The 26,848-nt window shown below is 65.6% G+C and carries 23 protein-coding genes; 7 read left to right on the forward strand and 16 right to left on the reverse strand.

Features of this window, described 5'->3' with window-relative positions:
• Nucleotides 1-17: 17 nt before the first annotated feature.
• Nucleotides 18-1,925 carry a 1-deoxy-D-xylulose-5-phosphate synthase gene (gene dxs, locus L879_RS0105330; protein ID WP_027315193.1) on the forward strand — a complete coding sequence of 636 codons (1,908 nt, stop codon included), beginning with the start codon at nt 18-20 and terminating at the stop codon, nt 1,923-1,925.
• Here the strand turns inward: dxs and L879_RS0105335 are convergent, their stop codons facing one another.
• A complete protein-coding gene (locus L879_RS0105335) occupies nt 1,926-2,639 on the reverse strand; it encodes a superoxide dismutase (protein ID WP_027315194.1) in 714 nt (237 codons plus the stop codon).
• Nucleotides 2,640-2,743: 104 nt separating this feature from the next.
• On the opposite strand from L879_RS0105335, the gene L879_RS0105340 reads away from it, so the two are divergent.
• Complete coding sequence (locus tag L879_RS0105340; protein ID WP_027315195.1) at nt 2,744-3,472, forward strand: TlyA family RNA methyltransferase; 729 nt, start codon at nt 2,744-2,746, stop codon at nt 3,470-3,472.
• Complete coding sequence (locus tag L879_RS0105345; RefSeq protein WP_027315196.1) at nt 3,465-4,715, forward strand: class I SAM-dependent RNA methyltransferase; 1,251 nt, start codon at nt 3,465-3,467, stop codon at nt 4,713-4,715. Before L879_RS0105340 ends, L879_RS0105345 begins: the two co-directional genes overlap by 8 nt.
• A 246-nt stretch (nt 4,716-4,961) precedes the next feature.
• Here the strand turns inward: L879_RS0105345 and L879_RS0105350 are convergent, their stop codons facing one another.
• Genes L879_RS0105350 through L879_RS0105365 form a run of 4 tightly spaced genes read right to left on the reverse strand, consistent with a single transcriptional unit; the run spans nt 4,962 to nt 9,390 of the window.
• Nucleotides 4,962-5,711, reverse strand: a complete 750-nt coding sequence (locus tag L879_RS0105350; protein ID WP_027315197.1) for an SOS response-associated peptidase — start codon at nt 5,709-5,711, stop codon at nt 4,962-4,964.
• 9 nt (nt 5,712-5,720) lie between these two features.
• Entirely contained in the window at nt 5,721-6,716 is a 996-nt protein-coding gene (locus L879_RS0105355) for a magnesium transporter CorA family protein (protein WP_027315198.1), read from the reverse strand.
• Between the two features lie 39 nt (nt 6,717-6,755).
• Nucleotides 6,756-7,607 (reverse strand): SDR family oxidoreductase, encoded by an 852-nt coding sequence (locus L879_RS0105360; RefSeq protein WP_027315199.1) that lies wholly within the window; start codon nt 7,605-7,607, stop codon nt 6,756-6,758.
• 4 nt (nt 7,608-7,611) lie between these two features.
• Nucleotides 7,612-9,390: an acyl-CoA dehydrogenase family protein gene (locus L879_RS0105365; protein WP_027315200.1), complete on the reverse strand. Its 1,779-nt coding sequence runs from the start codon at nt 9,388-9,390 to the stop codon at nt 7,612-7,614.
• A 105-nt stretch (nt 9,391-9,495) separates the two neighbouring features.
• On the opposite strand from L879_RS0105365, the gene L879_RS0105370 reads away from it, so the two are divergent.
• The gene (locus L879_RS0105370) at nt 9,496-10,485 is read left to right on the forward strand and encodes an L-threonylcarbamoyladenylate synthase (RefSeq protein ID WP_027315201.1); all 990 of its coding nucleotides are present in this window, start codon (nt 9,496-9,498) and stop codon (nt 10,483-10,485) included.
• 22 nt (nt 10,486-10,507) lie between these two features.
• Here L879_RS0105370 and wrbA read toward each other — a convergent pair whose 3' ends face one another.
• Nucleotides 10,508-11,110 carry an NAD(P)H:quinone oxidoreductase gene (gene wrbA, locus L879_RS0105375; protein WP_027315202.1) on the reverse strand — a complete coding sequence of 201 codons (603 nt, stop codon included), beginning with the start codon at nt 11,108-11,110 and terminating at the stop codon, nt 10,508-10,510.
• 171 nt (nt 11,111-11,281) lie between these two features.
• On the opposite strand from wrbA, the gene L879_RS0105380 reads away from it, so the two are divergent.
• Nucleotides 11,282-12,226 carry a LysR family transcriptional regulator gene (locus tag L879_RS0105380; RefSeq protein ID WP_027315203.1) on the forward strand — a complete coding sequence of 315 codons (945 nt, stop codon included), beginning with the start codon at nt 11,282-11,284 and terminating at the stop codon, nt 12,224-12,226.
• A gap of 1 nt (nt 12,227) precedes the next feature.
• Here L879_RS0105380 and acuI read toward each other — a convergent pair whose 3' ends face one another.
• From acuI to L879_RS0105405, 5 genes are all read right to left on the reverse strand, one after another.
• On the reverse strand, nt 12,228-13,214 hold the full coding sequence (gene acuI / locus L879_RS0105385; protein WP_027315204.1) for an acrylyl-CoA reductase (NADPH): 987 nt from the start codon (nt 13,212-13,214) through the stop codon (nt 12,228-12,230).
• An 85-nt stretch (nt 13,215-13,299) separates the two neighbouring features.
• Nucleotides 13,300-14,541 carry an MFS transporter gene (locus L879_RS0105390; RefSeq protein ID WP_027315205.1) on the reverse strand — a complete coding sequence of 414 codons (1,242 nt, stop codon included), beginning with the start codon at nt 14,539-14,541 and terminating at the stop codon, nt 13,300-13,302.
• Between the two features lie 169 nt (nt 14,542-14,710).
• Entirely contained in the window at nt 14,711-16,075 is a 1,365-nt protein-coding gene (locus tag L879_RS22615) for a M10 family metallopeptidase C-terminal domain-containing protein (protein WP_051435070.1), read from the reverse strand.
• Nucleotides 16,076-16,240: 165 nt separating this feature from the next.
• Nucleotides 16,241-17,464 (reverse strand): cell wall hydrolase, encoded by a 1,224-nt coding sequence (locus L879_RS0105400; protein WP_027315206.1) that lies wholly within the window; start codon nt 17,462-17,464, stop codon nt 16,241-16,243.
• A 120-nt stretch (nt 17,465-17,584) separates the two neighbouring features.
• Nucleotides 17,585-18,424: a helix-turn-helix domain-containing protein gene (locus tag L879_RS0105405; protein WP_035458785.1), complete on the reverse strand. Its 840-nt coding sequence runs from the start codon at nt 18,422-18,424 to the stop codon at nt 17,585-17,587.
• 122 nt (nt 18,425-18,546) lie between these two features.
• Here L879_RS0105405 and L879_RS0105410 point away from each other — a divergent pair, with 122 nt between their 5' ends.
• On the forward strand, nt 18,547-18,948 hold the full coding sequence (locus L879_RS0105410) for a hypothetical protein (RefSeq protein ID WP_051435071.1): 402 nt from the start codon (nt 18,547-18,549) through the stop codon (nt 18,946-18,948).
• 59 nt (nt 18,949-19,007) lie between these two features.
• On the opposite strand, the gene L879_RS0105415 is transcribed toward L879_RS0105410, so the two are convergent.
• The 3 genes from L879_RS0105415 to ppdK are packed head-to-tail and all read right to left on the reverse strand — an operon-like array spanning nt 19,008 to nt 22,333.
• Nucleotides 19,008-19,358, reverse strand: a complete 351-nt coding sequence (locus L879_RS0105415) for a GFA family protein (protein ID WP_084020736.1) — start codon at nt 19,356-19,358, stop codon at nt 19,008-19,010.
• A 21-nt stretch (nt 19,359-19,379) separates the two neighbouring features.
• Nucleotides 19,380-19,649, reverse strand: coding sequence for a hypothetical protein (locus tag L879_RS0105420; RefSeq protein WP_154664096.1), 270 nt, complete (start codon nt 19,647-19,649; stop codon nt 19,380-19,382).
• 5 nt (nt 19,650-19,654) lie between these two features.
• Entirely contained in the window at nt 19,655-22,333 is a 2,679-nt protein-coding gene (ppdK, locus tag L879_RS0105425) for a pyruvate, phosphate dikinase (RefSeq protein WP_027315211.1), read from the reverse strand.
• Nucleotides 22,334-22,666: 333 nt separating this feature from the next.
• Here ppdK and L879_RS0105430 point away from each other — a divergent pair, with 333 nt between their 5' ends.
• Complete coding sequence (locus tag L879_RS0105430) at nt 22,667-23,770, forward strand: calcium-binding protein (RefSeq protein WP_154664097.1); 1,104 nt, start codon at nt 22,667-22,669, stop codon at nt 23,768-23,770.
• Between the two features lie 68 nt (nt 23,771-23,838).
• Here L879_RS0105430 and L879_RS0105435 read toward each other — a convergent pair whose 3' ends face one another.
• The gene (locus L879_RS0105435) at nt 23,839-24,480 is read right to left on the reverse strand and encodes a L,D-transpeptidase (RefSeq protein ID WP_035458786.1); all 642 of its coding nucleotides are present in this window, start codon (nt 24,478-24,480) and stop codon (nt 23,839-23,841) included.
• Nucleotides 24,481-24,579: 99 nt separating this feature from the next.
• Nucleotides 24,580-26,835 carry a glycine--tRNA ligase subunit beta gene (gene glyS, locus L879_RS0105440; RefSeq protein WP_027315214.1) on the reverse strand — a complete coding sequence of 752 codons (2,256 nt, stop codon included), beginning with the start codon at nt 26,833-26,835 and terminating at the stop codon, nt 24,580-24,582.
• Between the last annotated feature and the right edge of the window lie 13 nt (nt 26,836-26,848).

The following is a 26,848-nucleotide window of genomic DNA, read 5'->3' on the forward strand; positions in this document are numbered from 1 at the left end:
GCTTGGCGAGTACAACGTTGTCCACACCTCTTCTCGACACCATCAAGACCCCCGACGACCTGCGCCGGCTGTCCGAAAACCAGCTCAGGCAGGTCGCGGACGAATTGCGGACGGAGACGATCAGCGCGGTGTCCGTCACCGGCGGCCATCTCGGCGCGGGCTTAGGCGTGGTCGAGCTGACGGTGGCGCTGCATTACGTGTTCGACACGCCCCGCGACCGGCTGATCTGGGACGTGGGACATCAGGCCTATCCGCACAAGATCCTCACCGGCCGGCGCGACCGGATCCGCACCCTGCGCCAGGCGGGCGGCCTGTCGGGCTTCACCAAGCGCGCGGAGAGCGAGTACGATCCCTTCGGCGCGGCGCATTCCTCCACCTCGATCTCGGCGGGCCTCGGCATGGCCGTGGCGCGGGACCTGGAGGGCAAGCGCAACAACGTCATCGCCGTGATCGGCGACGGCGCCATGTCGGCGGGCATGGCCTACGAGGCCATGAACAACGCGGGCGCCATGCATTCGCGCCTCATCGTGATCCTCAACGACAACGACATGTCGATCGCGCCGCCCACCGGCGCCATGTCGTCCTATCTCGCGCGGCTCGTGTCGGGCGGCGCCTACCGGGGCCTGCGCGAAACCGCCAAGCAGCTGGCGAAGAAGCTGCCGAAATTCATCTATGACAAGGCGGCGAAGGCCGAGGAATTCGCCCGCGGTTTCTGGACCGGCGGCACCATGTTCGAGGAGCTCGGCTTCTACTATGTGGGCCCCATCGACGGACACAACCTCGATCACCTGCTGCCGATCCTCAAGAACGTGCGCGATTCCGAGACAGGCCCGATCCTGGTCCATGTGGTCACCAAGAAGGGCAAGGGCTATGCCCCGGCGGAGGCCGCCGACGACAAGTACCACGGCGTCGTGACCTTCGACGTGGTGACCGGCGCGCAGGCCAAGGCGAAGGCCAACGCGCCCTCCTACACAAAGGTCTTCGGCGAGAGCCTTATCAGGGAAGCGCGGCAGGACGACAAGATCGTCGCGGTCACGGCGGCCATGCCGTCGGGCACAGGCGTCGATCTCTTCGGCAAGGAATTCCCCACGCGCACCTTCGACGTGGGCATCGCCGAGCAGCATGCGGTGACCTTTGCAGCCGGCATGGCGACGGAGGGCTTCAAGCCGTTCTGCGCGATCTATTCCACCTTCATGCAGCGCGCCTACGATCAGGTGGTGCACGACGTGGCGATCCAGAACCTTCCCGTCCGCTTCGCCCTCGACCGCGCGGGCCTCGTGGGCGCGGACGGACCGACTCATGCGGGCTCCTTCGACATCGCCTATCTCGGCTGCCTGCCGAACATGGTGGTGATGGCGGCCGCCGACGAGGCGGAGCTGGTGCACATGGTCGCGACCGCAGCGGCCTACGATTCCGGCCCCATCGCCTTCCGCTATCCGCGCGGCGAGGGGGTAGGCGTCGACATGCCGGAACAGGGCGTGCCGCTCGCCATCGGCAAGGGCCGCATCGTCCGCCAGGGCAGCCGCATCGCCATCCTGTCGCTCGGCACGCGCCTTGCGGAAGCCCTCAAGGCCGCAGAAGAGCTCGAAGCGCGCGGCCTGTCCACCACCGTGGCCGATGCCCGCTTCGCCAAGCCTCTCGACGAGAAGCTGATCCTGCGGCTCGCGCGCGAGCACGAGGTGCTCGTCACCATTGAGGAAGGCTCCGTCGGCGGCTTCGGTTCCTACGTGCTGCAGCTTCTCGCCGACAAGGGTGCGCTGGATCGCGGAACGCTCAAGGTGCGCTCCATGGTGCTGCCGGATTCCTATCTCGACCAGGACAAGCCGGAGCGCATGTATGCCACGGCCGGGCTCGACGCCGCTGGGATCGTGACCAAGGTCTTCGAGGCCCTGGGCCAGGAAGAAGGCCGCAAGGCGCGCGCCTGATCAGATCGTCAGCGTTCCGGCCTTCGCCGCGGCATAGCGCTCGCCGATCCGGTTCCAGTCGAGCACGTTCCACCACGCCTTGAGATAATCGGGCCGGCGGTTCTGGTACTTGAGATAATAGGCGTGCTCCCACACGTCGTTGCCCATGAGAACGCGCTGGCCCTCCATGAGCGGCGTGTCCTGGTTGGGCTTCGCCGCGAGGGCGAGCCTGCCCTCGCGGGTCACGGTGACGAAGACCCAGCCCGATCCGAACTGCCGTGCTCCCGCCGCGTTGAAATCCTCCTGGAACTTGGCAAAGCCGCCGAGATCCCGCTCGATGGCGCTCTTCAGTTCGCCCGAGGGCTCGCCGCCCGGCCCGCCCATGATCTGCCAGAACATGCTGTGGTTGGCGTGCCCGCCGCCGTTGTTGCGGACGGCGGTGCGGATCGTTTCCGGCACCTTGTCGAGATTGGCCAGCAGGTCGTGCAGCGGCATCCTGGCCGCCTCGGCATTCTGGCTCAGGGCGGCGTTCAGGTTGTTGACATAAGCGGCATGATGCTTGTCATGGTGCAGCTCCATGGTCTGCGTATCGATATGCGGCTCGTTCTTGGACGGCGCATAGGGCAAGGGATCGAGCTTGAACGGCCCCGTCGGGGCTTGCGCCCAGGCCCTGGGAATGGCAGCGCTGGCGGCGAGCAGGGTGGCGCCTGTCAGGAGATGTCGGCGGCTGATCATAGGGTCTCCGTTGGCATCGAAGGGATTGCAGACGGAGAAGTTCTAGGGCGGAACGTGGTTCCGGCCATGAAGGGATCGTGAACACCGATGGATTCGAGGCTCCCATGACCCGCAAGCGCGCCGACGTGGTGCTCGTCGAGCGCGGCTTCTTCGCAAGCCGCGCCCGGGCGCAGGAGGCCATTGCCGCAGGCCTCGTCACGGTGAACGGGCTCGTCGTCCGCAAGGCCTCCGACACGGTGCCGGAGGAAGCCGTGATCACGGCCGAGCAGCCGCATCCTTACGTGTCGCGCGGCGGCGTGAAGCTCGCCGCGGCGCTGGATGCCTTCCACATCGATCCGAAGGACAAGATCTGCCTCGATATCGGAGCCTCGACCGGCGGCTTCACGGAGGTGCTGCTCACGCGCGGCGCGGCGCATGTCTATGCGGTGGATGTGGGGCACAGCCAGCTGCATCCCACCATCGTAGGCAATGCGCGCGTGACGAATCTCGAAGGAACGGACGCCCGCGCGCTGACCGATGAGCTCATCCCGCACAAGGCCGATCTTCTCGTCTCGGACGTCAGCTTCATCTCGTTGAAGCTCGTGCTGCCTCCTGCCATTGCCCTGCTGAAGCCGCGCGCGGAGCTGGCGGTTCTCGTGAAGCCGCAATTCGAGGCCGGGCGCGACCATGTGAAGAAGGGCATCGTGCGCGACGAGGCGGTGCATCGCGCCGTGTGCGAGGATATCGAAGCTTTCGTCGCCTCGCTGGGCTTCACCATCATCGGGCTCGTCCCCTCGCCCATCGCGGGCGGGGACGGCAATCGTGAATTTCTATTGGGAGCCCGCCGTGGTTGAACAGGTAACCATCACCCGCATCGGCGCAAAAGCCGACGGCATCGCGGAGAGCGCCTCCGGCTCCATCTTCGTGCCGAAGGTGCTGCCGGGCGAGACCGTCACCATCGAGCGCGACGGATCGCATGCGCGGCTCGTGAGCGTCGATAGTCCCTCGCCCGAGCGCGAGACGCCGTTCTGTCCTTATTTCGACGCCTGCGGCGGCTGCGCGACGCAGCACATGATGCACGGGTTCTATCGGGCCTGGAAGCAGGAGATCCTGGCGAATACCCTGCGCCAGGCGCGCATCGAGGCCCCCGTCGAACCTCTCGTGGATGCCCATGGAGAAGGGCGGCGGCGCCTGACCCTGCACGTTCGCTTTCCGGACCGCGCCATGCATGTGGGCTTCATGGCCCCGCGCAGCCACCAGATCGTCGAGATCGCTTCCTGCCCCGTCGCCGAGCCCGGCCTGAAGGACAGGGCGCCCATGATCGCGCGCGCCATCGGCGAGCATCTGAAAGGCCCGCGCAAGCCGCTCGACATCCAGATCACGCAGACGCAGACCGGCTTCGACGTGGATGTGCGCGGGCATGGTCCCATGAAGGATGCGGAACGGCTGAGCCTGATCGACCTCGCGAACACCCTTGACCTGTCGCGTCTCTCGATCCACGGCGACGTGATCGTGGAACGCTGCCCGCCCGCGATCCTCATGGGCCGCGCTTCCGTCGTGCCGCCTGCGGGCTCGTTCCTGCAGGCGACGCAACGCGGTGAGGAAGTGCTCTCCGGGCTCGTCACGCAGGCCTGCGTGAAGGCCAGGCGCGTGGCCGATCTCTTCGCCGGTTCCGGGCCTTTCTCCCTGCGGCTCGCCGAAACGTCGGAAGTCCACGCGGTCGAGTTCGACAAGGGGTCAATGACGGCGCTCGACAAGGCGTTCCGCGCGACGCCGGGCCTGCGCCGCATCACCACGGAAGCACGCGACCTCTTCCGCCGCCCTCTGCTCACGCCGGAACTCAACGCCTTCGACGCGGTGGTGCTCGATCCGCCCCGCGCGGGCGCGGAGGCGCAGGCGAAGCAGCTTGCGACATCGAAGGTCCCGCTCGTGGTCAGCGTCTCCTGCGATCCCGCCACCTTCGCACGCGACGCCGCCATTCTCATGGCCGGCGGCTACCGGCTGGAGCGTGTGATCCCCGTCGACCAGTTCAAGCATTCGCCGCATCTGGAAGTCGTCGGCATCCTGCGCCGGGACGTGGCGAAGAAGCGGCGGTAAGACGACCAATGTCATCCCGGACGAAGCGTCAGCGCAGATCCGGGATCGCTAGAACCAGCCTGGCATTGTCATTCCGGGGCCGCGTAGCGGAGCCCGGAATCCATAAACACGACAGTAGTTCAGCTTGCACCGTCAGCGGCTATGGATCCCCGCCTGCGCGGGGATGACAGTGGAGTTTCAGGCACCAAACTCGTCTCGCGACCCCGGATCGGCTCCGCCGTCCGCTATGACGGCATTTGAGAAAGTTTAAAACAAACTCCCCTGCCCGTCCTCGTCGCTGGAGAGCGGCTTCTTCGCCTTGGGCTTCTTCTCCCGCACAGGCGCGGGCTCCGGCCCTGCCAGAGGCTCCATCAGGCCCGGATCGTCGTTCTCCACCTTGTTGACGCGGCTCGAGACCGGCAGCACGTCGAGCCAATCGTCGGGACAGGGCCGCACAAGCCCCATCACGTCCGCGCGCTCGTCGCGCACGTCGAGCCAGGCGCCGATATCGTCGGGCGAGAGGATCACCGGCATGCGGTCGTGCACCGCCGAGAGCGCGCCGTTGGCATCGGTGGTGACGATGGCGGCGGTGTCGATCTCGGCCCCGTCGGGGCTCATGTAGGTCTCCCACAATCCGGCCATCGGCATGGGCTTGCGGTTGCGCGGACGAATGAGGAACGGAGTCTTCTCGCGCCCCTGCCGCTGCCATTCATAGAAGCCGTCCGCGAGGAAGATGCAGCGGCGGCGCTTCAGCGCCGCCTTGAAGGTGGGCTTCGTCTGCAGGGTTTCGCCGCGCGCGTTGATGACGAGGGGAAAGTCCTTCGGGTCCTTCACCCAGGAGGGCAGGAAGCCCCAGCGCACGAGCATGAAATGCCGCTCGCCGCGATCCTCCAGCACGATGGGCACGGGCTGGGTGGGCGCCACGTTGTAGCGCGGGGGAAAATTCGGCTGCTCGGCGTAGCCGTAGAACTCCCGGTAGATCTCGGGAGGCAGCGTGATCGCATAGCGCCCGCACATGATGCTCTCCTAAAGCCACCGCTTCCAGCGGAAGAACAGATAGGGCAGCACGGCGGCGAGGATCATGAGGGCGATCGCCCAGGGATAGCCGAGTTCCCAGTCGAGTTCGGGCATGATCTTGAAGTTCATGCCGTAGAGGGACGAAACCAGGGTCGGCGGCAGGAAGATCACCGACATCACCGAGAAGATCTTGATGATGTCGTTCTGTTCGATGGTGACGAGGCCGAGCGTCGCGTCGAGCAGGAACTGGATCTTGTTGGAGAGGAAGGTCGCATGCTCCTCGATGGACTGCACGTCGCGCAGGGCGGTGCGCCATTCCGATTGATAGCCCGCCGTCTTCTGGGGGCGCGGCATGCTGGCCGACAGGAAGAGCAGCATGCGCTCCACGGACACCATGCTCTCGCGCACGTTGGAGATGATGTCGCCCTTGCGCCCGATGGACTTGAGCGCCGCGCGGTACGACGCGGCCCGTTTGGCGCCTTGCCGCTCGTTCTCGAAGATCGACTGCGACAGGCGGTCGATGCGCGTTCCGACGCTTCCCAGGATCTCAGCGGCACGGTCGATGATGGTCTCCAGCAATCCGTCGAGCACCGCTTCGGGCTGGTGCCGGCATCCGCCGGGCTTCATGGCGCGGGCCATGAACATGCTGAAGGATCGCGGCTCGCCGTAGCGCACGGTCACGAGCGCGCGCTCGGTGAGGATGAAGGAAACGTCGATGAGCTTCGGGTTGTCCGTATCCGAACTGCACAGGACGCGCGCCGTCATGTAGCGCGCATTGTTCTCGTGATAAAGGATCTCGGACGGCTCGATATCGGCCATTTCCTCCCGCGTCGGAATCTCGATCGCGAGATGAGCCTCGACGAGCCGGTCCTCCTCTCGGGTCGGCTCGATCATGTCGACCCACAGGGCGTCGGCAGGAATCGGCTCGCCCGGCGGGAGAACATAGCGATCGAGGGACTCGCCCTGCGGCCCTGTCGCCTGCGCCGGCCTGTGGATCACAATCATACCCGTCTCCGCGTTACGGGATATGTTCTAACCCAACTTTCATGACGACGGCGAGAGGGGCGGCGTGTCGTCGGGGAGGAAGATGTCCGGTATCAGCTCCCTGGACGGGTCCACCCGGTACTTTTCGAAGTCGGTCACGCCCTCGCCCGTCAGGAACACGTCGTCGATGAGGAAATGGCCGGAGAAGCTTTTCGAGGGCTTCCGGAAGATCGCATGGGCCGCATCGGCCAGGATGTCCGGCGTGCGGCTCGCCTGAGCGATCTCGTCCCCGCCCAGCATGTTCCTGACCGCGCTGGTGGCAATCGTCGTGCGCGGCCACAGGGCGTTGACGGCGATGCCCCTGCCCCGCAGCTCCCCGGCCAGGCCCAGCACGCAGAGGCTCATGCCGTATTTCGCCAGGGAATAGGCAAGATGCGGCGCGAACCATTTCTCCTTCATGTCGAGCGGCGGGGAGAGCATGAGGATGTGCGGGTTCTCGGCCCTTTCCAGATGCGGAATGGCGTATTTCGAGACCATGTAGGTGCCGCGCGTGTTGATCTGGTGCATCAGGTCGAAGCGCTTCATGTCGGTCTGTGGCGTCGGCGTCAGGCTGATGGCGCTGGCGTTGTTGACCACGATGTCGAGGCCGCCGAAGGTCTCGACCGCTTTCCCGATCGCGCCCTTCACCGCCTCCTCGTCGCGCACGTCCACGACCAGCGGCAACGCCTTGCCGCCCGCCGCCTCGATCTCCGCCGCCGCCGTGTAGATCGTCCCCGGCAGCTTGGGATGCGGCTCGGCGGTCTTGGCCGCGATGACCACGTTCGCGCCGTCCCTGGCCGCGCGAAGGCCGATGGCGAGACCGATGCCGCGTGAGGCGCCGGTGATGAAAAGGGTTTTTCCTTTGAGGGTCATGGGATCAGCTCGCCAGCGCCAGTGTTGCATCCTGCAGGAAGCCCGCTCCGCCCATCACCGTCTCCTCCAGGCCCTTCGCGCCGACCGCGATGTTCTCGGCGAAGAAGCGGCAGAGCGCGATGCGGCCCGCATGGGCGGGATCCTTGTCGCCACCGGCCCCCAGGGCATTGGCGGTCAGCGCCATTTCGGCGAGCGCCGCGCCGCCCTGCGCCAGGGCGAAGAGCCGGAGATAGGGCGTTGCGCCAGCCAGCGCCTCGCCCTGCGCATTCGAGGCGAGCGCATGGAGCAGATAGCTCGTCGCCCGGTCGAGGCTTTCGATGGCGTCGCGCAGGCGCGGCGCGGTGGCGCCGAAGGCGGGCGTGCTCTCCTTCAGGAGCCGCCCCACGACGGCCCGCATGGCGGCGATCTGCGCCCGCACCGTCTCGCCGCCGGAGAGCGGCAGCTTGCGGGTCACGAGGTCGATGGCCTGGATGCCGTTGGTGCCCTCGTAGATCGGCGCGATGCGCGCGTCGCGCAGGTGCTGCGCCGCGCCGGTTTCCTCGACGAAGCCCATGCCGCCGTGAACCTGCACGCCCAGCGATGCCACCTCCATGCCGATATCGGTGGAGAAGGCCTTGGCGACCGGCGTGAGCAGGGAGGCCCGCTCATGCGCCGTCTTCCTGCGCGCCGGGTCCTGCTCCAGATGCGCGCGGTCGATGGCCTCCGCCGTCATGTAGCAGATCGCGCGCGCGGCGGCGGTGAGCGCCTTCATGGTGAGCAGATTGCGCTGCACGTCGGGATGCGCGACGATCGGGCTCATGCCCTCCGTTGTGCCGATGGCGCGTCCCTGCCTGCGCTCATGGGCGTAGGCGAGCGCCTGCTGATAGGCGCGCTCGGCAATCGCCACGCCCTGCAGCCCCACCGCGAGGCGGGCGTTGTTCATCATCGTGAACATGCAGTTGAGGCCGCGATTCTCCTCACCCACGAGCCAGCCGACGGCGCCGCCGTTATCGCCGAAGATCATGGTGCAGGTGGGCGAGGCATGAATGCCGAGCTTGTGCTCGAGGGAATGGCAGCGCACGTCGTTGCGCGTGCCGTCGGGCAGGAATTTCGGCACGAGGAAGAGCGAGATGCCGCGGGTTCCGGCCGGCGCATCGGGCAGGCGCGCGAGCACGAGATGGACGATGTTGTCGGTGAGATCGTGCTCGCCGTAGGTGATGAAGATCTTCTGGCCCGTGATCCTGTAGGTGCCGTCGCCCGACCGTTCGGCGCGGGAGCGCAAAGCCGCGAGATCGGAGCCCGCCTGCGGCTCCGTGAGGTTCATCGTCGCGGTCCATTCGCCGGAGACGAGCTTTTCGAGATAGCGGCTCTTGAGGTCGTCGGAGGCATGCGCCACGAGCGCCTCGATGGCGCCCATGGTGAGCACGGGTCCGATGCCGAAGGCCATGGAGGCGGCGTTCCACATCTCGACGCAGGCCGAGTTGAGCAGCGTCGGCAAGCCCTGCCCGCCATATTCCACCGGCCCCGGAAGCGCGTTCCAGCCCGCTTCGCTCCAGGCCTTGTAGGCTTCCTTCCAGCCGGGTGCGGTTGTCACGACGCCGTTCTCGATCGTCGCGCCATGCTTGTCGCCCTCGCGGTTGAGCGGCGCGATCACGTCGTTGGCGAAGCGGCCCGCCTCGTCCAGGATCGCCTGGCTGAGATCCACCGACAGATCCCCATACACCCCGTCGGCCACGGCGCGGTCGAGGCCTGCCACGTGTCGCATGGTGAAAACGATGTCCGACACTGGCGCGCGGTAGGTCATGGCAAATCCTCTTAAGACGTCTGGGCTTTTGATGTTGACGCGGTTCGGCGCGCCGTTAAACCCCCCAGGAAGTTCAATGCTCCTCGGGCAAGGAATAGTTTAGACGTGAACGATCCCGGGTCAATGCTCCAAACGGAGCGCCTGAAAGCCGACGATGCGGGCATCGCTCGCGCGGCGGGTATCCTGCGGCATGGCGGCCTCGTCGCCTTTCCGACGGAGACGGTCTACGGCCTCGGCGCGGATGCGACCGATCCGCAGGCGGTCGCGCGGATCTACGCCGCAAAGGAGCGCCCGAGCTTCAACCCGCTCATCGCCCATCTGGACAGCTTCGAATCCGCCAAGGCTCAGGGCGTATTCGACGAAACCGCCCGGCGACTGGCGGAGGCTTTCTGGCCGGGGCCGCTGACCCTGGTGGTGCCGGTCGCGCCCGGCTGCACGATTTCGGATCTCGCCCGCGCCGGGCTCGACAGCGTGGGCCTGCGCGTGCCGGCCCATCCCCTCGCCCATGCGCTGCTGCAGAAGACCGGACGCCCCGTGGCGGCGCCCTCCGCCAACCGCTCGGGCCGGGTGAGCCCCACCGATGCCGGTCACGTCCTGGGCGATCTCGACGGGCGCATCGATGCGGTGCTCGACGGAGGTGTGTCTCAGGTGGGTGTCGAATCGACCATCGTCGCCTGCCTCGGCGGCTCGCCCCGCCTGCTGCGTCCCGGCGGCGTGCCGCGCGAGGCCATCGAGGCGCTGATCGGCATGAAGCTGGAGGGCGGACCGGAAGGCGGCAAAAGCCCGCTCGCGCCGGGCATGCTCGCCTCCCATTACGCGCCGCGGGCGCGGGTGCGCCTGAATGCCACGGAGATCGGGCAGGACGAAGCCGCGTTGCTGTTCGGTTCCGCCGCCCTCCCCGGCATCGAGACGGCGCGAACGAGCCTCAACCTCAGCAATAACGGCGACCTCGTGGAGGCCGCCGCTCATCTGTTTTCCTTTTTGAGGCAGCTCGACGCGTCGGGGGCCGCGACCATTGCGGTGAGCCCGATTCCCGAAACGGGACTGGGCGAGGCCATCAACGACCGGCTGAGACGCGCAGCGGCGGAGCGGTAACCCGCTCCGCCGCCTTCGCATCTTACTTCGCAGCGAGCTTGGCCGCGATCTGGGCCACGTGCTTGCCCTGGAAGCGGGCGCCGTCGAGATCGATCTCGCTCGGCTGGCGGGAGCCGTCGCCGCCCGCGACCGTGGAAGCGCCGTAGGGCGAACCGCCGCGGATCTGATCGACGCCCATCTGTCCCTGGTAGGAATACGGCAAGCCGACGACGACCATGCCGTGATGCAGGAGCACCGGCAGCGTGGTGAGGATCGTGGCTTCCTGGCCGCCGTGCTGGGTGGCCGTCGAGGTGAAGACCGAGCCGACCTTGCCAATGAGCGCACCCTTCGCCCACAGACCGCCGGTCTGGTCGAGGAAGTTCTTCATCTGGGCGGTCATGGTGCCGTAGCGGGTCGGCGTGCCGATGATGATGGCGTCGTATTCCGGCAGCTCCTCGACCGTGGCGATGGCGGCCTTCTGGTCGGTCTTGTAGTGAGCAGCCTGGGCGATCTCGGCCGGAACCAGCTCCGGCACCCGCTTCACGACGACCTCGGCGCCGGCCTCGCGGGCGCCTTCGGCGGCAGCATAGGCCATCTGCTCGATGTGGCCCCAGGACGAATAGTAAAGAACCAGAACCTTGGTCATGTGAACTCCGATCGGTTGGGTGGGATGCAGACCGAATGCCGCCGGATCTCCTCGTGGCGAGGGCCCGGCTCCGCTCCGATCTGCCGATATGCGACCCTTCCGAGGATAAGCTTTCTTCCCTGCAAAACCAGTGCTAGATATGCACGATATCTCTTGCGAGAATGCAAACCGATGGCCAGGCAGCAGAACCTCGACTGGGACGATTTCCGTCTCGTGAAGATCATCGCCGAGGCCAACGGCCTGGCCGGGGCCGCCGAGCGCCTCGGGGTCAATCACTCCACGGTCTTCCGGCGGCTCGGCCAGATGGAGGAGAATCTCGGGGTCAAGCTCTTCGAGCGGCACCGCACCGGCTATGTGCTGACGCCGGCCGGCGAGGAAATGAAGGCCCTCGCCGAGCAGATGGACGAGAACGTCACCTCCTTCACCCGCAAGCTCGCGGGCCAGGCCGTCGCGCCGGCCGGCGAGCTGCGCGTCACCACCAACGACACCTTGCTCGTTCACCTGCTGACGCCGATCTTCGCCCGCTTCATCAAGGCCTGCCCGGAGATGCGGCTCGACGTGGTTCTTGCCAACCAGGCGCTCAACCTGTCGAAGCGCGATGCGGACGTGGCGATCCGCGCGACCGACGATCCGCCGGAGACGCTGGTGGGGCGGCGCGTGGCGACCATCGCCTGGGCGATCTACGGCCGGGCAGCGGATTTCCCCGAGATGCGCAAGCCGGAGGACGTCACCCTCGCCGATCTCTTCGACCGGCACTGGGTCGCGCTCGGCGACAACCTCGCCACCTTGAAGGTCGCCCGCTTCGTGCGCGATCACGTGGCGCCGGAAAACATCGTCTACAAGGTCAACACGGTGCTCGGCCTCGCCGAAGCCGTGGAGGCCGGGACCGGCATCGGCCCGCTGCCCTGCTTCATCGCCAATGCGAGCCCAAACCTCGTGCGGCTGTCGGACATCAACCCAGATTTTCAGGCTGGGCTGTGGCTTCTGACCCATCCGGACCTGCGCCAATCCGCCCGCGTCAGGGCCTTCATGGATTTCATGGCCGCCGAAATCGCGAAGCAGAGGAAGCGCATCGAGGGTGGAACCGGAGCACCCATCCCGGACCAGGCGGAATAGATCAGCCGATCTCCACGACCACCCGGCCCTTGATCCGACCTTCCACGATGTCCTTGCCTGCCTCGAGCACCCGGTCGAGCGGGATGGTGGAGGTCATGGCCGCGAGCTTGTCGTGATCGAGTTCATGGGCGATCCGGTTCCAGGCCTCGAGCCGCAGCGCCTTGGGAGCCATCACCGAGTCGACCCCGAGCAGGGCCACGTTGCGCAGGATGAAGGGCGCGACGGTCGTGGGCAGGTCCATCCCGCCAGCCAAGCCGCAGGCCGCGATGGCGCCGCCGTATTTCGTCATGGACAGGACATTGGCGAGCGTCGTGGAGCCCACCGTGTCGACGCCCGCCGCCCAGCGCTCCTTGGCGAGCGGACGGGCGGGACCGGTCAGTTCGCTGCGGTCGAGGATTTCGGCCGCTCCCAGGTTCTTCAGGTAATCCGCTTCCCCGGGCCGCCCGGTGGAGGCGATCACATGCCAGCCCGCCTTGGCAAGCAGTGCCACCGCGACCGAGCCCACGCCGCCGACGGCTCCCGTGACGATGGCGGGACCGCGCTCCGGGCGCAGGCCGTGGCGTTCCAATGCCATGAGGCAGAGCATCGCCGTGTAGCCCGCCGTGCCGATGGCCATAGCCTGCCGCGGCGTGAGCCCCTGCGGGAGCGGAATCAGCCAATCTCCCTTGACGCGGACCTTCTCCGCATAGGCGCCCAGATGCGTCTCGCCCAAGCCCCAGCCGTTGAGCAAGACCGCGTCGCCGGGCTTGAACGCAGGGTTGGAGGATGCCTCGACCGTGCCGACGAGATCGACGCCCGGAATCATGGGAAAGCGCCGCACCACCGGCGCCTTGCCGGTAATCGCAAGCCCGTCCTTGTAATTGAGCGTCGAATGCGACACGCGGATTGTTACATCCCCGTCCATGAGATCCGCCTCGTCGAAGCTGCAGATTCCGACCGTCTGCCCCGCGTCGGTCTTCTCGATGACGACAGCCTTGAACGCGCTCATGCCGATTCCTCCTCGCCTCCATTTGTGGCGCGGGGAAGGATCAGGGCAAGCGCCGGGGCATTAGCCCTTCGCAGCAGAGAGAGGGCTACTCCGCCGGTTGCAGGGCCGGAGCGCGCACGACGGGCTGTTCCTTGATCGGCAGGTTGATCAGGGCCGAGGCTAGGCCGAGCAGGATCGAGAGCCACCAGACCATGCTGTAACTGCCGTTGATCTCGTAGAGAACGCCACCGAGCCAGACGCCCAGGAAGCCGCCGACCTGATGCAAGAAGAAGGCGAAGCCGTAGAGCATGGCCATGTAGCGGGTGCCGAACATGAGCATCACGAGGGAGGATGTGGGCGGCACGGTGGAAAGCCAGAGCAAGCCGATGGAGACGCCGAACAGGATCGAGGTGACGGGAGAGGCCGGGATCAGGATGAAGGCCGCGATCGCCACCGAGCGGCCGAGATAGATCCAGGCCAGGAGCCAGCGCTTCGACATGCGGGTGGAGAGCCAGCCCGAGGCGAGCGAGCCGACCGCGTTGGCAAGCCCGATGGTCGCCAGCGTCCATCCGCCGACGGCCGCCGAAAGACCGGCATCCTTCAGATAGGCCGGCAGGTGCACGGTGATGAAGGCGAGCTGGAATCCGCAGGTGAAGAAGCCGAGGACGAGCAGCACGTAGGAACGGTGCCGGAAGGCTTCCGTCAGGGCCTGGCGGATGGACTGGTTCGGCATCGCAGCCGCCCCCGCCTGGGCGGAATCGCCGGTCGGTCGGGTTGCAAGGGCAAGTGCCAGGGGCATGACGAGCAGAACGCTCGCGGCAAAGACCAGCAGAGCCTGATGCCAGCCGAACTGATCGATCAGCACGTTGCCGATGGGCGGAAAGAGAAACTGTCCGAAGGAGCCCGCGGCCGTTCCCGCGCCGAAGGCCATGGGACGCCACTTTTCCGGCAGGAGCTTGCCGAAGGCGCCGAGCACCAGATTGAACGAGCAGCCGGAAAGGCCGAAGCCGATGAGCACGCCCGCACCGAGATGCAGAAGGCCGGGCGTCGTGGCATAGGCCATGACGACGAGGCCCAATGCATACAGAAGAGCGCCTACGCAGAGCACGCGAAACGCGCCGAACCGATCCGCGACCGCTCCTGCGAAGGGCTGGCCGACCCCCCACAGGAGATTCTGGATCGCGATGGCAAAGCCGAACGTATCGCGCCCCCATCCGAATTCCGTGACCATGGGAAGCTGGAACAGCCCCGTGGAGGCTCGGGGGCCGAACGAGATCAGGGCGATCAGGCAGCCGGCGACGACGATGAGTTCCGGCGAGACGCGGGAGCGAACGGGCGATGCGGACATGGGCACGGACTCAAGCAAAGAAGCAGGACGCGTACGTTATCCCAAGTCCGGCATCAGCAATATTGAAAGTTTGTAGCCTTTGGTATGAGGGTTTGTGATAGGTCGTGCGACGCATCACTCCAAGAGCGTCGTTCGTAAAGACATGAACCCGCTCAACGCCTATGCGCCCCTAGATCACGAAGAAATCATGATAGGTGAGCTTGAGGCTCTTCGCGAGGGTCGCGATCTTCACCTGCGCCTTGGAGCCCGAGCCGTCGGCATCGTAGTAGAGCGCGCCGGTGCCCTTGTCGTAGACGATGCGGTCCTCCCGGTCCTTGGCCTTCGTGCTCTTGACGAACATGTCGGTCTTGAACTTCCTGGGGCTCGACGCTGAGCCGGATCCCAGTTTGGTGAAGACTGCGTTGTCGAGCTGGATCGCATCATATTGTGGATTGAAATCGTAGATCCGATCCACGTTCGACGTCTTGCTGGTCTTCGTGTTGAACACGAAGACATCGCTTCCGGAACCGCCATAGAGACGGTCGTTGCCGGAGCCGCCCCACAGGACATCATTGCCCGAATTGCCGAGGAGCGTATCGGCTCCGCCGTTGCCCTTCAGCATGTTGGCGACGGAATTGCCGTAGAGCCGGTCGTTGTAGGAACCGCCATGGGCATTTTCGATGGTCACGCCGTTCGCGATCGTGAAACCGCCGGCAACCCCCGCTTCGCGTGAAACGAAGCCCCCGGCATTGGGATCATTGTCACTGAGAGTTGCGGCGCGCAGATCGATCTCGACCGAGCTCACGGCCTTGACGGCGGAAATCGTATCCTGCCCGCCCGCATCCCAGATGCAAAACCAGCCCTGTATCCCGGTGTAAAGGCTGAAGGACGGCAACGTGTAGACATCGTTGCCTGTCGCCGTCGTTAAATTCTTCCCATACAGAGCCTGCAGCGCCGCGATGTCAAAAGCGCCGAGCCCTCCCTGGTTACCATAGGCCAGATCATAGCCGGTCCGGTCCCAGCCGGAATTGTAGGACATGACCGTCCAGATTCCCTGGTTCAGTCCGTAGGTGCCGGTCGGTGACGAATCCGTCACCCCGGGGAACGTCGTTCCGTCTTCCCGGTCTCCGCCATCGTGCGGATGCGCCAGCCCCATGCCATGGCCCAGCTCGTGGATCACGGTGTTGAGCCCATCGCCCCCGAAATGCATGTTTTTCCAGGATTCGGTGTTGGGATTGAAGTAGCCCCACCTCTGGCTTGCCTGAGGCATTTCGTGAACGCCAAGCACGTCATCGCCCAGATCGGTTTTCCACCAGACGATATAGGCCTCTGCAACGCCTTCGATCTCCGGGTCGATCAACTCGAATGTCAGCCCGCACACGCTCTGGTAAAGATAGAGAACGTAAGCAAACGCCAGGATCTCGTCTTCGGTCCAATCAATCGCTGCGTCGCCGCTCGTCAGGTATTCGCTGTCGCCATGGACATTCCGGGCCTGATCGAAGTCCGACGAGCTGCCGAACCAGACCTTGACCGGCGCGGCCGTATCCCAGGCCATCCCGCCCCAGATTAGAGAATCGACGTAGATGCCTCCGTAACCACGGCCAGGGACATCTTCTCGAACGGTTGCCATCGCCTTCTCGCCTGCACTCTATCCTTCACCTGTTATTTGATTACGCCATTTTTTAAAGTGCCGAAACGCACGCGCGACGATTCTTTTCTCTCAGGTCTGCCCCGGCTTGAGCTTGTAGAAGACGTGACGGCCGATGACGTCCATCTTCTTCAGGCGTCGGGCCCAATAGGGGCGGACGTAGTTCGCATGGTAATGCGTCGCCCCGCCCACATCGGCGAGATAGGTCTTGCCTTCGAGCACCGCGCTCGCGACCTCCTTCGCCCGCTCCCAGGCATCGGATTCGCGGATGCGCAGGGATTTGCCTTCGCAGGCGAAGGTGAACTGGCAAGCCAAGTGGCGATGGCGGTTCTGATAGACCACGCCGCAGATGCTGGACGGGTAGAGCCCGCTCTTCACGCGGTTGAGCACCACCTGCGCCACGGCGGCCTGCCCTTCCGGCGGCTCGCTACGGGCTTCGAAATAGACGGCCTCGGCAAGGCAGCGCTGTTCCTTGGTGAGATCGTCGGGATCGATCAGGTCGGCATAGCGCGGACGATCCTCGTCCTCGGCCTTCGGCAGGATCGTCATGTCGCCCCGGTCCAGGCGCGGCGATTGCAGCGAGACGGGCGCCGCCGCGATCTCGATCGGCATGGCGTCGACCGGAGCCGGCGTCGTGGAGGACAGGGCGATGGCGCGCTTCACCATGGGCGTGGTGGGGCTTGCCGCGGCTCCGGTGGATCCGGCCGCGGCAGCGGCCGGCGACTGGATCGAGGTGGCCTGCCGCGTGGTGGTGTATTCGGGAGCCTGCCACGGCTCGAAGACCTGCTCCATCTCGGGCGCCTCGAGCTGGCCCTCCATGAGCACGGTCGGGGGCAGAAGGCGCTCGTCCTGGCCATACAGCAACCGCGCGCTGCCGACCTGGTTGAGGGTGGGGCCCAGCTGCTTGGCGCGGCGGGACAGGGTAGCGTGCGGCGCGACCAGCGGATGGCCTTTCAGCGAACGGTCGACGATGGCGTCGGCGCCCGCATCCGCCTTCCGGTCGGCCTTGAGCGGGCCTGAATCGGCCGTCTCGTCCGGCAGGTCGTAGCGCGGCAGGGAACGGAGAATGTCGCGGTCGATTCCGAGCTTGCCCCCGGCGATGGAGGCGCCGGTCGGGGGGATGAGGGCCGTATCCGCGATGCGGGCGGCCGCGCTGCGGGGAGAAAAGCTCACGCCGGAATGCAGATCGTTGCTGGCGGACGCCGTGAACGAGATCAGGAGGCCCGTCGCAAGCGCCCAGGGAGCCGTGGTGGCGCAGATCCATTTCACCCGAGATCGACGGTTCCGAACACGCACGCGAAACACCCTGCAAAAACTCGACACGACCCGGAGCATCCAGCAGGAGGGCTCCGTTGGCTTAAAGTTATCGCGGGTTAAGGTTGATGGCTGGTTAAGGCAGGGCCGGACCCGTCCGGATCAGCCTGCGGCAGCCTGACGCTTCCCGGCCATGCGCCTGAGCGCTTCCCCGCTCTCCGCATCGGCCGGAAAGAAGGCCTCGATGGCGAGTTCGGAGAGCGTCACGTCGACCGGCGTGCCGAAGATCGTGATGGTGCTGAAGAGCGTCAGCACGCCCTCCTCCGTCACGAGCTGGAGCGGCACCACGAGGCCCGCATAGTCATGACCCTGCCGAGGGCCTCGCACAGCCGCATCGGGCGTCGGATAGGAGCGCAGCTCCTCGGTCAGGGCCGCCAGCACCGCATCGCCCGTCGCATCCACCTGATGCTGCAGACGGTGCACGAGATGATGCCGCCATTCGGTAAAGTTGACGATGCGCCGAGCGAGCCCTGCGGGATGAACGCTCAGGCGCAGCACATTGACCGGCGGCTTCATGAGCGCCGGGTCCACATCGCCGATCAGGGAAACGAGCGCCTCGTTGGCCGAGACCAGGGACCAATGCCGGTCGACCGCGAGCGCGGGATAGGGATCGTGCCCCTTGAGCACGAGATCGACCGCATGACGCATGCTTGCGAGCGCCGGATCGTCCAGGGAGCGCTCAGAATAGACCGGCGCATAGCCCGCCGAGACCAGCATGATGTTGCGCTCACGCAGGGGCATGTCGAGCTTCTCGGCGAGCAGCAGCACCATCTCGCGGCTCGGCTGGGAGCGGCCGGTCTCGAGAAAGCTCAGGTGGCGCGTGGAGATCTCGGCCTCGAGGGCCAGATCCATCTGGCTCATGCGCCGGCGCTGGCGCCACTCGCGCAGGTAGTCGCCGACAGGAAGGGAGGCAGTCACGGATTGGCTTTTTGCGGTCTTCATGGGGGGACCATAGCCTGTGACGCGCCCGTCTTCCATGACCTCGGAGGTAATCGACGGCGCTCACGGCCTGCGAAATCCTTAGGGCCAGGTTGAAGCCTCAACCGATACCCAAGGAGACAACCATGACGACGATCAATGCCTCCCCGCTTCTCCGCCAGGCCCTCCTGGCCGATGCCGCCACCAGCGGCGCCTTCGGGCTGCTGATGCTGATCGGCGCCGGCCCGCTGAGCGGCCTTCTCGGCCTGCCGGAAACGCTCCTGCGCATCGCGGGAATCGCTCTTCTGCCCTATGCGGGCTTCCTCGGCTGGCTCGGGGTACGCGAGGCGATCCTCAAGCCCGTCGCCTGGGCCGTGGTTCTCGGCAACGCCCTGTGGGTCGCCGACAGCGCGCTGCTCCTGATGAGCGGCTGGATCGCGCCGACGAGCGCGGGCTACGCCTTCGTGATCGCTCAAGCCCTCGTGGTGCTGATGTACGCGGAATTCCAGTATGTGGGCCTGCGCCGCTCGACGGAATCGCTGGCGTGACCGCCGGCGCATCGCACGTCATCCCGGAGCGCCTTCCGGGATGACGATGCGGCCTGTTCCTATCGATCCCGCCCATTGAACGGGATCGTCTTGATGTCGGAGAGTTCGACATTCTCCAGACAACGGATGTTGATGGCGGCCATCGCTTCGCCCGTGGGCTGCCTTCCCTCGCCAAAGGTCCCGCAGCCGCATGTGGAGCAGAAGCGGTGCCGGATCGTGTGCGTGTTGAAGGTGTAGGTGGCAAGATCCTCCTCGCCGCGGGTCACGTTCAGCGCCCCGCGCGGCACGAAGGTCAGGAGATAACCCTTGCGCCGGCAGATGGAGCAATTGCATTCGATGACCTGTTCGAGATCCGTCTCGACCTCGAACGCGACCTTGCCGCAATGGCAAGAACCCTTGTGCAGCGCCACTCGCTTCCTCCTTGAAGATGATTAGCCTGAGAACGCCACCATCGCCGTCACGATCAGGCCCGCTCCGATCACCGCCACGAAACGGTCGCCCATGGTGAGGGGCTCCGCCCTGCCCTGCGCCGCCCTCTGGCCGATGATGAGATCGATCACCAGCGAGACCGCGAAGGGCCAGGCGGCCGGAGGCACGGCCGCCTGCTGCAGATGAGGCTGCAGGACCGCAATGAGGCCGATCGCGATGCCGGAGGCCAGCACCGCGACGATGTAGAGCAAACGGCTGCGCGCCAGGGTCATGTGCATCACGCCTGACTTGCGGCCTTGGCGCCGAGCGCGGCCTGCGCGGCGGCAAGGCGCGCGATCGGCACGCGGTAGGGCGAGCACGACACGTAATCGAGGCCCGTCTCTTCGCAGAACTGGATCGAGGCCGGATCGCCGCCATGCTCGCCGCAGATGCCGAGCTTGATGTTCGCACGGGTCTTCCTGCCGCGCTCGACGGCGAGCTTCACCAGCTCGCCCACGCCGTCCTGATCGATGGTCACGAAGGGATCGGCGGGCAGCAGGCCTTTCTGCGTGTAGGCTCCCAGGAACGAGGCCGCATCATCGCGCGAGATGCCGAGCGTGGTCTGCGTCAGGTCGTTGGTGCCGAACGAAAAGAACTCGGCCGATTGCGCAATCTCGCCCGCGCGCAAGGCGGCGCGCGGCAGCTCGATCATCGTGCCGATCTGATATTCGATGGCGACGCCGCTCTCCGCCTTCACGGCTTCCGCCATGGCGACGATGCGCTCCTTCACGAGGTCGAGCTCCGGCTTCGTCATCACGAGCGGCACCATGATCTCCGGCACGACGGGCCGGCCCGTCGTCTTGCCGGCTTCCACCGCCGCCTCGAAGATGGCGCGGGCCTGCATCTCGGCGATCTCAGGATACGCCACCGCCAGGCGGCAGCCGCGGAAGCCGAGCATGGGGTTGAACTCGTGCAGCTCGCGGGCGCGGTGCTTGAGCTTCTCGACCGAGGCGTTCATCGCCTTCGCCACTTCCTGCATCTCGTCTTCCGAATGCGGCAGGAACTCATGCAGCGGCGGGTCGAGCAGACGGATCGTGACCGGCAGGCCGCTCATGATCGAGAATAGCTCGACGAAGTCCTTGCGCTGCATCGGCAGCAGCTTGGCCAGCGCGGCCCTGCGGCCCGCCTCGTCGTCGGAGAGGATCATCTCGCGTACCGCCACGATGCGGTCGCCCTCGAAGAACATGTGCTCCGTGCGGCACAGGCCGATACCTTCCGCGCCGAAGGTGCGCGCGGTCTTCGCGTCGAGCGGGGTTTCCGCATTGGCGCGCACCTTCATGCGGCGCACCTTGTCGGCCCAGCCCATGAGGGTCGCGAACTCGCCAGACAGCTCGGGCTCGAGCATCTTCACCTGGCCCAGTAGCACCTGGCCGTTGGAGCCGTCGATGGTGAGGACATCGCCCTTGCCGAGCGTCTGCCCGGCGACGGTGAGCGTCTGCGCGGCGTAATCCACGCGGATCGAGCCCGCGCCCGAGACGCAGGGCTTGCCCATGCCGCGCGCGACCACCGCCGCATGCGAGGTCATGCCGCCACGGGTGGTGAGAATGCCTTCCGCCGCATGCATGCCGTGGATGTCTTCCGGCGAGGTCTCGATGCGCACCAGAATGACCTTCTGGCCTGCCTTCTTGGCCGCCTCGGCCTCGTCGGAATTGAACACGATCGCACCCGAGGCCGCGCCCGGCGAGGCCGGAAGGCCCGTAGCCAGGATCTTGCGCTCGGCCTTGGGGTCGATGGTGGGGTGCAGGAGCTGGTCGAGGGCCGCGGGCTCCACGCGGGTGATGGCTTCTTCCTGCGTGATCAGGCCCTCGCTCGCGAGCTCCACAGCGATCCGCAGCGCGGCCTTCGCCGTGCGCTTGCCGTTGCGGGTCTGGAGCATCCAGAGCTTGCCCTTCTCCACCGTGAATTCCATGTCCTGCATGTCACGGTAGTGCTTCTCGAGAATCCCGTAGATGCGGCACAGCTCGGCATAGGCCTCCGGCATGGCGCTTTCCATGGAGGGCTTGTCGGAGCCCGAGGCGATGCGCGCCTTCTCCGTGATGTCCTGCGGCGTGCGGATGCCCGCCACCACGTCCTCGCCCTGAGCGTTGATGAGGAACTCGCCGTAGAGCTCCTTCTCGCCGGTGGAGGGGTTGCGGGTGAACGCCACGCCGGTGGCGGAGGTCTCGCCCATGTTGCCGAACACCATGGCCTGCACGTTCACCGCCGTGCCCCAGCTCGCCGGAATGGCATGCAGCTCGCGGTACTTGATGGCGCGGTTGTTCATCCAGGAGCCGAACACAGCGCCGATGGCACCCCAGAGCTGCTCCTGCGGCTCCTGCGGGAAGGGCTTTCCGAGCTCCTTCTCGACCAGCGCCTTGTAGCGCGGGATCAGGCCCTTCCAGTCCTCGGCCGAAAGGTCGGTGTCGAGGGTGTAACCCTTGCGGTCCTTGAACTCGTCGAGGATCTCCTCGAAATGATGGTGCTCGAGGCCCAGCACTACGTTGGAATACATGGTGATGAAGCGGCGGTAGCTGTCATAGGCGAAGCGCTCGTCGCCCGCGCCCTTGGCGAGCGCCTCGACGGTCACGTCGTTGAGGCCGAGGTTCAGCACCGTGTCCATCATGCCGGGCATCGAGGCCCGGGCGCCGGAGCGGACGGAGACGAGAAGCGGGTTCTCGGCATCGCCGAAGGTGCGGCCCGTGAGCTTGCCGACGAAATCCAGGGCCTTCTCGACCTGGCCCTGAAGCTCCTGCGGATAGGCGCGGCCATGGTCGTAGTAGTAGGTGCAGACTTCCGTGGTGATGGTGAAGCCCGGCGGCACCGGCAGGCCCAGGTTCGACATCTCGGCCAGATTGGCCCCCTTGCCGCCCAGCAGGTTCTTCATCCCTGCCTGGCCCTCGGCCCTACCATCCCCGAAGGTATAGACCCACTGCGTCATCACTCGACCTCTTGGCTCAATAAGCGCCCTGCTCCAGCGCAGGTGCTGGCTTGAAACATGTGGAGCCCGAACGCAAGCTGAACAGCTACGGTTCTTTCGAACTATCGAAGCGGATAATATGTCGCCTCTGCAGAACCCGCCGAAGATCCAGGGCAAGCAGGGATCCAACAGGACGCCCCATTGGCCTGAACGGACTACTCCGTTCCCAAGTAATCATTAAGTTCCAGACCCAAAGCCGAATAGTCGCCCAGGAACCCTCCGCGAGCAGCCGTCCTGCGGCATAATGGCCTCTTCTGAAGGCAGCGCCCGCAGCGTCTCCAAGCGGAGGAAGCCATGGCCGTTTTCACCGTCACCGTTACCAGTTCCTCAGGCGTGGACCTCTCGTTCTTCTTTCCCGGCTTGATTGCGACGAGAGAGATAGGAGCCGGCTATAATCCGACCAGCGGGTCTGCGAGCTACTATGCCGTTAGTAATGGCGTCACAGACAGTTCAAAGTATTATAATATCAATACTTTGGGTAAGAACTATTCGTTCCCCATCGGCGATGGAGGACTTGCCGGAACGATTACATCGGCAACCCTTTCGGTGACGCCTGCAGGCGGGACCGAGACTCAACTGGCTACCCTGTCCATTGCCCTGGGGTCGGGAACTACCTCCCTCGGCGGAATCCCCATACCCTCCCTATTGGACATGACGCCGAACTCGATTTTACGCCTGTCGAACCGGCTCGACTCCGACGGAACCAAGCTGATCCTCTACGGCGCCGATGGGAACGACAGGCTCATCGGCAGCCAATGGGGCGACACCCTCGACGGCCGGCGGGGCATCGACCGGCTCGAAGGTTCGGGAGGCGACGACCTCTACTACGTGGACAACGCCCTGGACGTTGTCACCGAATATGCCGGACAAGGCTCCGACACCGTGATCTCGACCGTGAACTACCGGCTTGCGGCGGGAGTGTCGGTGGAAAGCCTGCAAGCTTTCGACAGCGCCGGGCGGCTGAGCCTGACGGGCAATGCCTTTTCCAACCGCCTCTTCGGAAACGGCAGCGTCAACCGACTCGACGGAGGCGCCGGAAACGACCAGATCACCGGCGGGTCGGGCAAGGACGTCTTCATGTTCACGACGAAGCTGAGCAAGACAGGCAATGTCGATCAGATCCTGGACTTCCGCGTCGCCGACGACGGCATCTGGCTCGAGAACGGCATCTTCAAGGGCCTCGGCAAGGCCGGCAACCTCGCCCATCCTGCGAAGCTCAAGGCCGACGCCTTCCATATCGGCTCCCGCGCGCACGATGCGACTGATCGGATCATCTACAACAAGACGACCGGCGCGCTTTATTACGATCCCGACGGAACCGGATCGTCCTCCCAAATCAAATTCGCCCAGCTCACCAAGGGGCTGAAGATGACGGCGGCTGACTTCTTCACGATCTGAGGAAGACCTTCAAAAAGGAAAGGCCGGGTCTAAGCCCGGCCCCTATCGTTATCTATCGCAGCCCTGAATCAGACTCGGTACCGCCCGTTGCGTTTCACATAGACCGTCGTGCCGACGGGAACGCGCTCGTAGAGGTCGGCCACGTCCTCATTGAGCATGCGCACGCAGCCGGAGGAAACCTGCTCGCCGATGCTCCAGGGCTCGTTGGTGCCATGGATGCGGAAGAGGATGTCCTGGCCGTTCTGGTGGAGATAGAGGGCACGGGCACCGAGCGGGTTGTCGAGACCGGCTTCCACATAGCGGGGCAGGTCCGGCTTGATTCCGACCATGGTCTTGGTGGGCGACCAGTTGGGCCACACGCCCTTGCGGCCGACGGTTGCGATGCCCTTCCAGGAGAAGCCCTGCCTGCCGACGCCCACGCCGTAGCGGATCGCCTTGCCCTCGGGCTGGACGAGGTAGAGCATCCGCTCGTCGATATCGACCACGATGGAGCCCGGCTTCTCGGGGCCCTTGTACTCGACTGTCTGGCGCGCGTATTTCGCGTCCATCTTGCGGCGGTCGACCAGCGGGATGTCGTGCGGCTCGTCCGGGATGGTGCCGATATACCAGCCGGAATCGTCGCTTGAAGCGACCTCGTAGGGTTCCTGGGCCGTTTGGCAGGCAGCAAGGGACGCGCTCAGGAGAGCGGCGAGCAGCAGGCGTCGAATCATGTTCGGTCTTCTGACTTGAATCGGTTGACGCCTACCTAGAGCGAAGGGAACCTCTTGGCTGTGCCCCCTTCGCAACACCTTAACGGGAATGAGAGGTTGTCACCCCTCGATGCGGGAGAAATCCGCCACCGTGCGGGTCGCCTCGCGGATGTCGTTGAGGAGCCGCAGGCGGTTGGCGCGCAGGCCTGCATCCTCCGCATTCACGGTCACCTTGTCGAAGAAGGAATCCACGGGCTGGCGCAGGCGGGAGAGCGCCCGCATCGCGCCCTCGAAATCCTCCGCCTGGACGGCGGCGGCGGCCTCCCGCTTGGCGGCGTCGAGAACCACGGCGAGGGCCTTCTCCTCGATCTGGCCCTGGTCGTTCACGATCTGGAGATCCGGCGCCTCGTTATAGGCACGACCGTCCTTCTTCTCCTCGATGCGCAGGATGTTGGCCGCGCGGCGATAACCGGCAAGCAGGTTCGCGCCGTCCTCCGTGTCGAGGAAGCGGCCCAGCGCCTCCACGCGGCGGACGATCATGAGCAGGTCGTCCTGGCCGTCCAGCGCGAACACGGCATCGATGAGATCGTGACGCGCGCCCTGGTCGCGGAGATAGACCTTCAGACGGTCGGCAAAGAAGGAGAGGAGGTCGAGGGCGCGCACATACATGAGGCGCGCGAGACCCTCGGCATTCCCAAGCTGCCTCTGCCGGAAAATGGATTCGAGATCAGGCAGGGCCGGATGAGGCACGAGCCCTGCAACGGCGCTGTCGTCGATCGCCTCAACCAGCTTCTTGGCTTCGAGGAATTCCTCGAACAAAACGTCCTTCGCATCGCGCGCAAACGGCTTCGCCAGCAGCGAGATCAGCGGGAGCTTGAGGTTATTCTCCAGCACCAGCCTGATCACGCCGAGCGCAGCGCGGCGCAGCGCGTAAGGATCCTTCGAGCCTGTCGGCTTCTCGTCGATGGCCCAGAAGCCGACGAGGGTGTCGATCTTGTCGGCGAGCGCCACGGCGACCGAAACCGGATCGGTCGGCACGCGGTCCGACGGGCCAAGCGGCTTGTAGTGTTCCTCGATGGCGGCGGCGACGGACGGATTCTCGCCCTGGAGCGTCGCGTAGTAGCGGCCCATGAGGCCTTGAAGCTCGGGAAACTCGCCGACCATTTCGGTGACGAGATCGGCCTTCGCGAGACGCGCGGCGCGTTCCGCCAAGGCGGGATCCGCGCCGACAATGGGCGCGAGCTCCTTGCTCAGAGCCGCGATGCGCTCCACGCGCTCGTACTGCGTGCCGAGCTTCTCGTGGAACACGATGGACTTCAGCTTCTCCAGCCGGTCTTCCAGCTTCACCTTCTGGTCCGTCTCCCAGAAGAACTTGGCGTCGGAGAGGCGCGCGCGCACCACGCGTTCGTTGCCGCCGACAATCGTCTTGCCGCCATCCGCCGCGATGAGGTTGGAGGTGAGCAGGAATTTGTTGGCGAGCTTGCCCGTCTTCGGATCGCGCAGCACGAAGCATTTCTGGTTCGCGCGGATCGTGGTGCGGATCACCTCAGGGGGGATATCCAGGAAGGCTTCGTCGAAGGAGCCCATGAGCACCACGGGCCATTCCACCAGACCGGCGACCTCTTCCAGGAGGCCCTCGTCCTCGACGAGTTCGAGGCCCTGCGCAAAGGCGAGGTCCTTCGCGTCGTGCAGGATCATGTCCTTGCGGCGGTCCGTGTCGATCACGACCCTGGCGCGCTCCAGCGCCGGCGCATAATCGTCGAAGCGCTTCACGCGGATCTCGCCCGGCGCGAGGAAGCGGTGGCCCTTCGTCATATCGCCGGAGGCGATGCCGTCCACCGTGAAACGCACCACCTCGGGATCTTCCGTCTCGGGACCGAAGGTGCAGACGATGGAATGCAGCGGACGCACCCAGCGCAGCGAACCGGGCTCGCGGGAGGCCGCGCCCCAGCGCATGGATTTCGGCCAGGGGAAATTCTTGACGATCTGCGGCAGGATCTCCGCCAGCACGTCCGGCGTGGCGCGGCCGGGCTTCTCGATGATCGCGACGTAGAACTCGCCCTTCTTCGGGTCGCTCTCGATCTTCGCCTGCTCGATGGAGGAAAGCCCCGCCCCTTTCAGGAAGCCCTGGATGGCCGCATCGGGCGAGCCGACGCGCGGACCTTTTCGTTCCTCGCGCACGTCCTGCCCCTTCACGGGCAGGCCTGCCACATGGAGCGCGAGACGGCGCGGCGTCGCGAACGCCTTCGCGCCCTCGTAGAGGAAGCCGCGCTCGACGAGCGCGTCGGTCACGAGCTTCTTCAAATCCTCCGCCGCGCGCCGCTGCATGCGGGCGGGGATTTCTTCGGAAAAGAGTTCAAGGAGAAGATCGGGCATGGCGGTGCGTTCT

Origin of the sequence: Microvirga flocculans ATCC BAA-817 (assembly GCF_000518665.1) — a bacterium.
GTDB classification, from domain to species: Bacteria; Pseudomonadota; Alphaproteobacteria; order Rhizobiales; family Beijerinckiaceae; genus Microvirga; species Microvirga flocculans.

What these genes read in the sequence shown, in the direction of transcription:
- L879_RS0105430 (WP_154664097.1), top strand. Translation starts at nt 22,667, where the DNA reads ATGGCCGTTTTCACCGTCACCGTTACCAGTTCCTCAGGCGTGGACCTC.
- L879_RS0105405 (WP_035458785.1), bottom strand. Translation starts at nt 18,424, where the DNA reads ATGAAGACCGCAAAAAGCCAATCCGTGACTGCCTCCCTTCCTGTCGGC.
- glyS (WP_027315214.1), bottom strand. Translation starts at nt 26,835, where the DNA reads ATGCCCGATCTTCTCCTTGAACTCTTTTCCGAAGAAATCCCCGCCCGC.
- wrbA (WP_027315202.1), bottom strand. Translation starts at nt 11,110, where the DNA reads ATGACCAAGGTTCTGGTTCTTTACTATTCGTCCTGGGGCCACATCGAG.
- L879_RS0105380 (WP_027315203.1), top strand. Translation starts at nt 11,282, where the DNA reads ATGGCCAGGCAGCAGAACCTCGACTGGGACGATTTCCGTCTCGTGAAG.
- acuI (WP_027315204.1), bottom strand. Translation starts at nt 13,214, where the DNA reads ATGAGCGCGTTCAAGGCTGTCGTCATCGAGAAGACCGACGCGGGGCAG.
- L879_RS22615 (WP_051435070.1), bottom strand. Translation starts at nt 16,075, where the DNA reads ATGGCCTGGGATACGGCCGCGCCGGTCAAGGTCTGGTTCGGCAGCTCG.
- L879_RS0105360 (WP_027315199.1), bottom strand. Translation starts at nt 7,607, where the DNA reads ATGACCCTCAAAGGAAAAACCCTTTTCATCACCGGCGCCTCACGCGGC.
- ppdK (WP_027315211.1), bottom strand. Translation starts at nt 22,333, where the DNA reads ATGACGCAGTGGGTCTATACCTTCGGGGATGGTAGGGCCGAGGGCCAG.
- L879_RS0105365 (WP_027315200.1), bottom strand. Translation starts at nt 9,390, where the DNA reads ATGACCTACCGCGCGCCAGTGTCGGACATCGTTTTCACCATGCGACAC.
- L879_RS0105420 (WP_154664096.1), bottom strand. Translation starts at nt 19,649, where the DNA reads ATGACCCTGGCGCGCAGCCGTTTGCTCTACATCGTCGCGGTGCTGGCC.
- L879_RS0105335 (WP_027315194.1), bottom strand. Translation starts at nt 2,639, where the DNA reads ATGATCAGCCGCCGACATCTCCTGACAGGCGCCACCCTGCTCGCCGCC.
- L879_RS0105435 (WP_035458786.1), bottom strand. Translation starts at nt 24,480, where the DNA reads ATGATTCGACGCCTGCTGCTCGCCGCTCTCCTGAGCGCGTCCCTTGCT.
- L879_RS0105340 (WP_027315195.1), top strand. Translation starts at nt 2,744, where the DNA reads ATGACCCGCAAGCGCGCCGACGTGGTGCTCGTCGAGCGCGGCTTCTTC.
- L879_RS0105390 (WP_027315205.1), bottom strand. Translation starts at nt 14,541, where the DNA reads ATGTCCGCATCGCCCGTTCGCTCCCGCGTCTCGCCGGAACTCATCGTC.
- L879_RS0105355 (WP_027315198.1), bottom strand. Translation starts at nt 6,716, where the DNA reads ATGATTGTGATCCACAGGCCGGCGCAGGCGACAGGGCCGCAGGGCGAG.
- L879_RS0105410 (WP_051435071.1), top strand. Translation starts at nt 18,547, where the DNA reads ATGACGACGATCAATGCCTCCCCGCTTCTCCGCCAGGCCCTCCTGGCC.
- L879_RS0105350 (WP_027315197.1), bottom strand. Translation starts at nt 5,711, where the DNA reads ATGTGCGGGCGCTATGCGATCACGCTGCCTCCCGAGATCTACCGGGAG.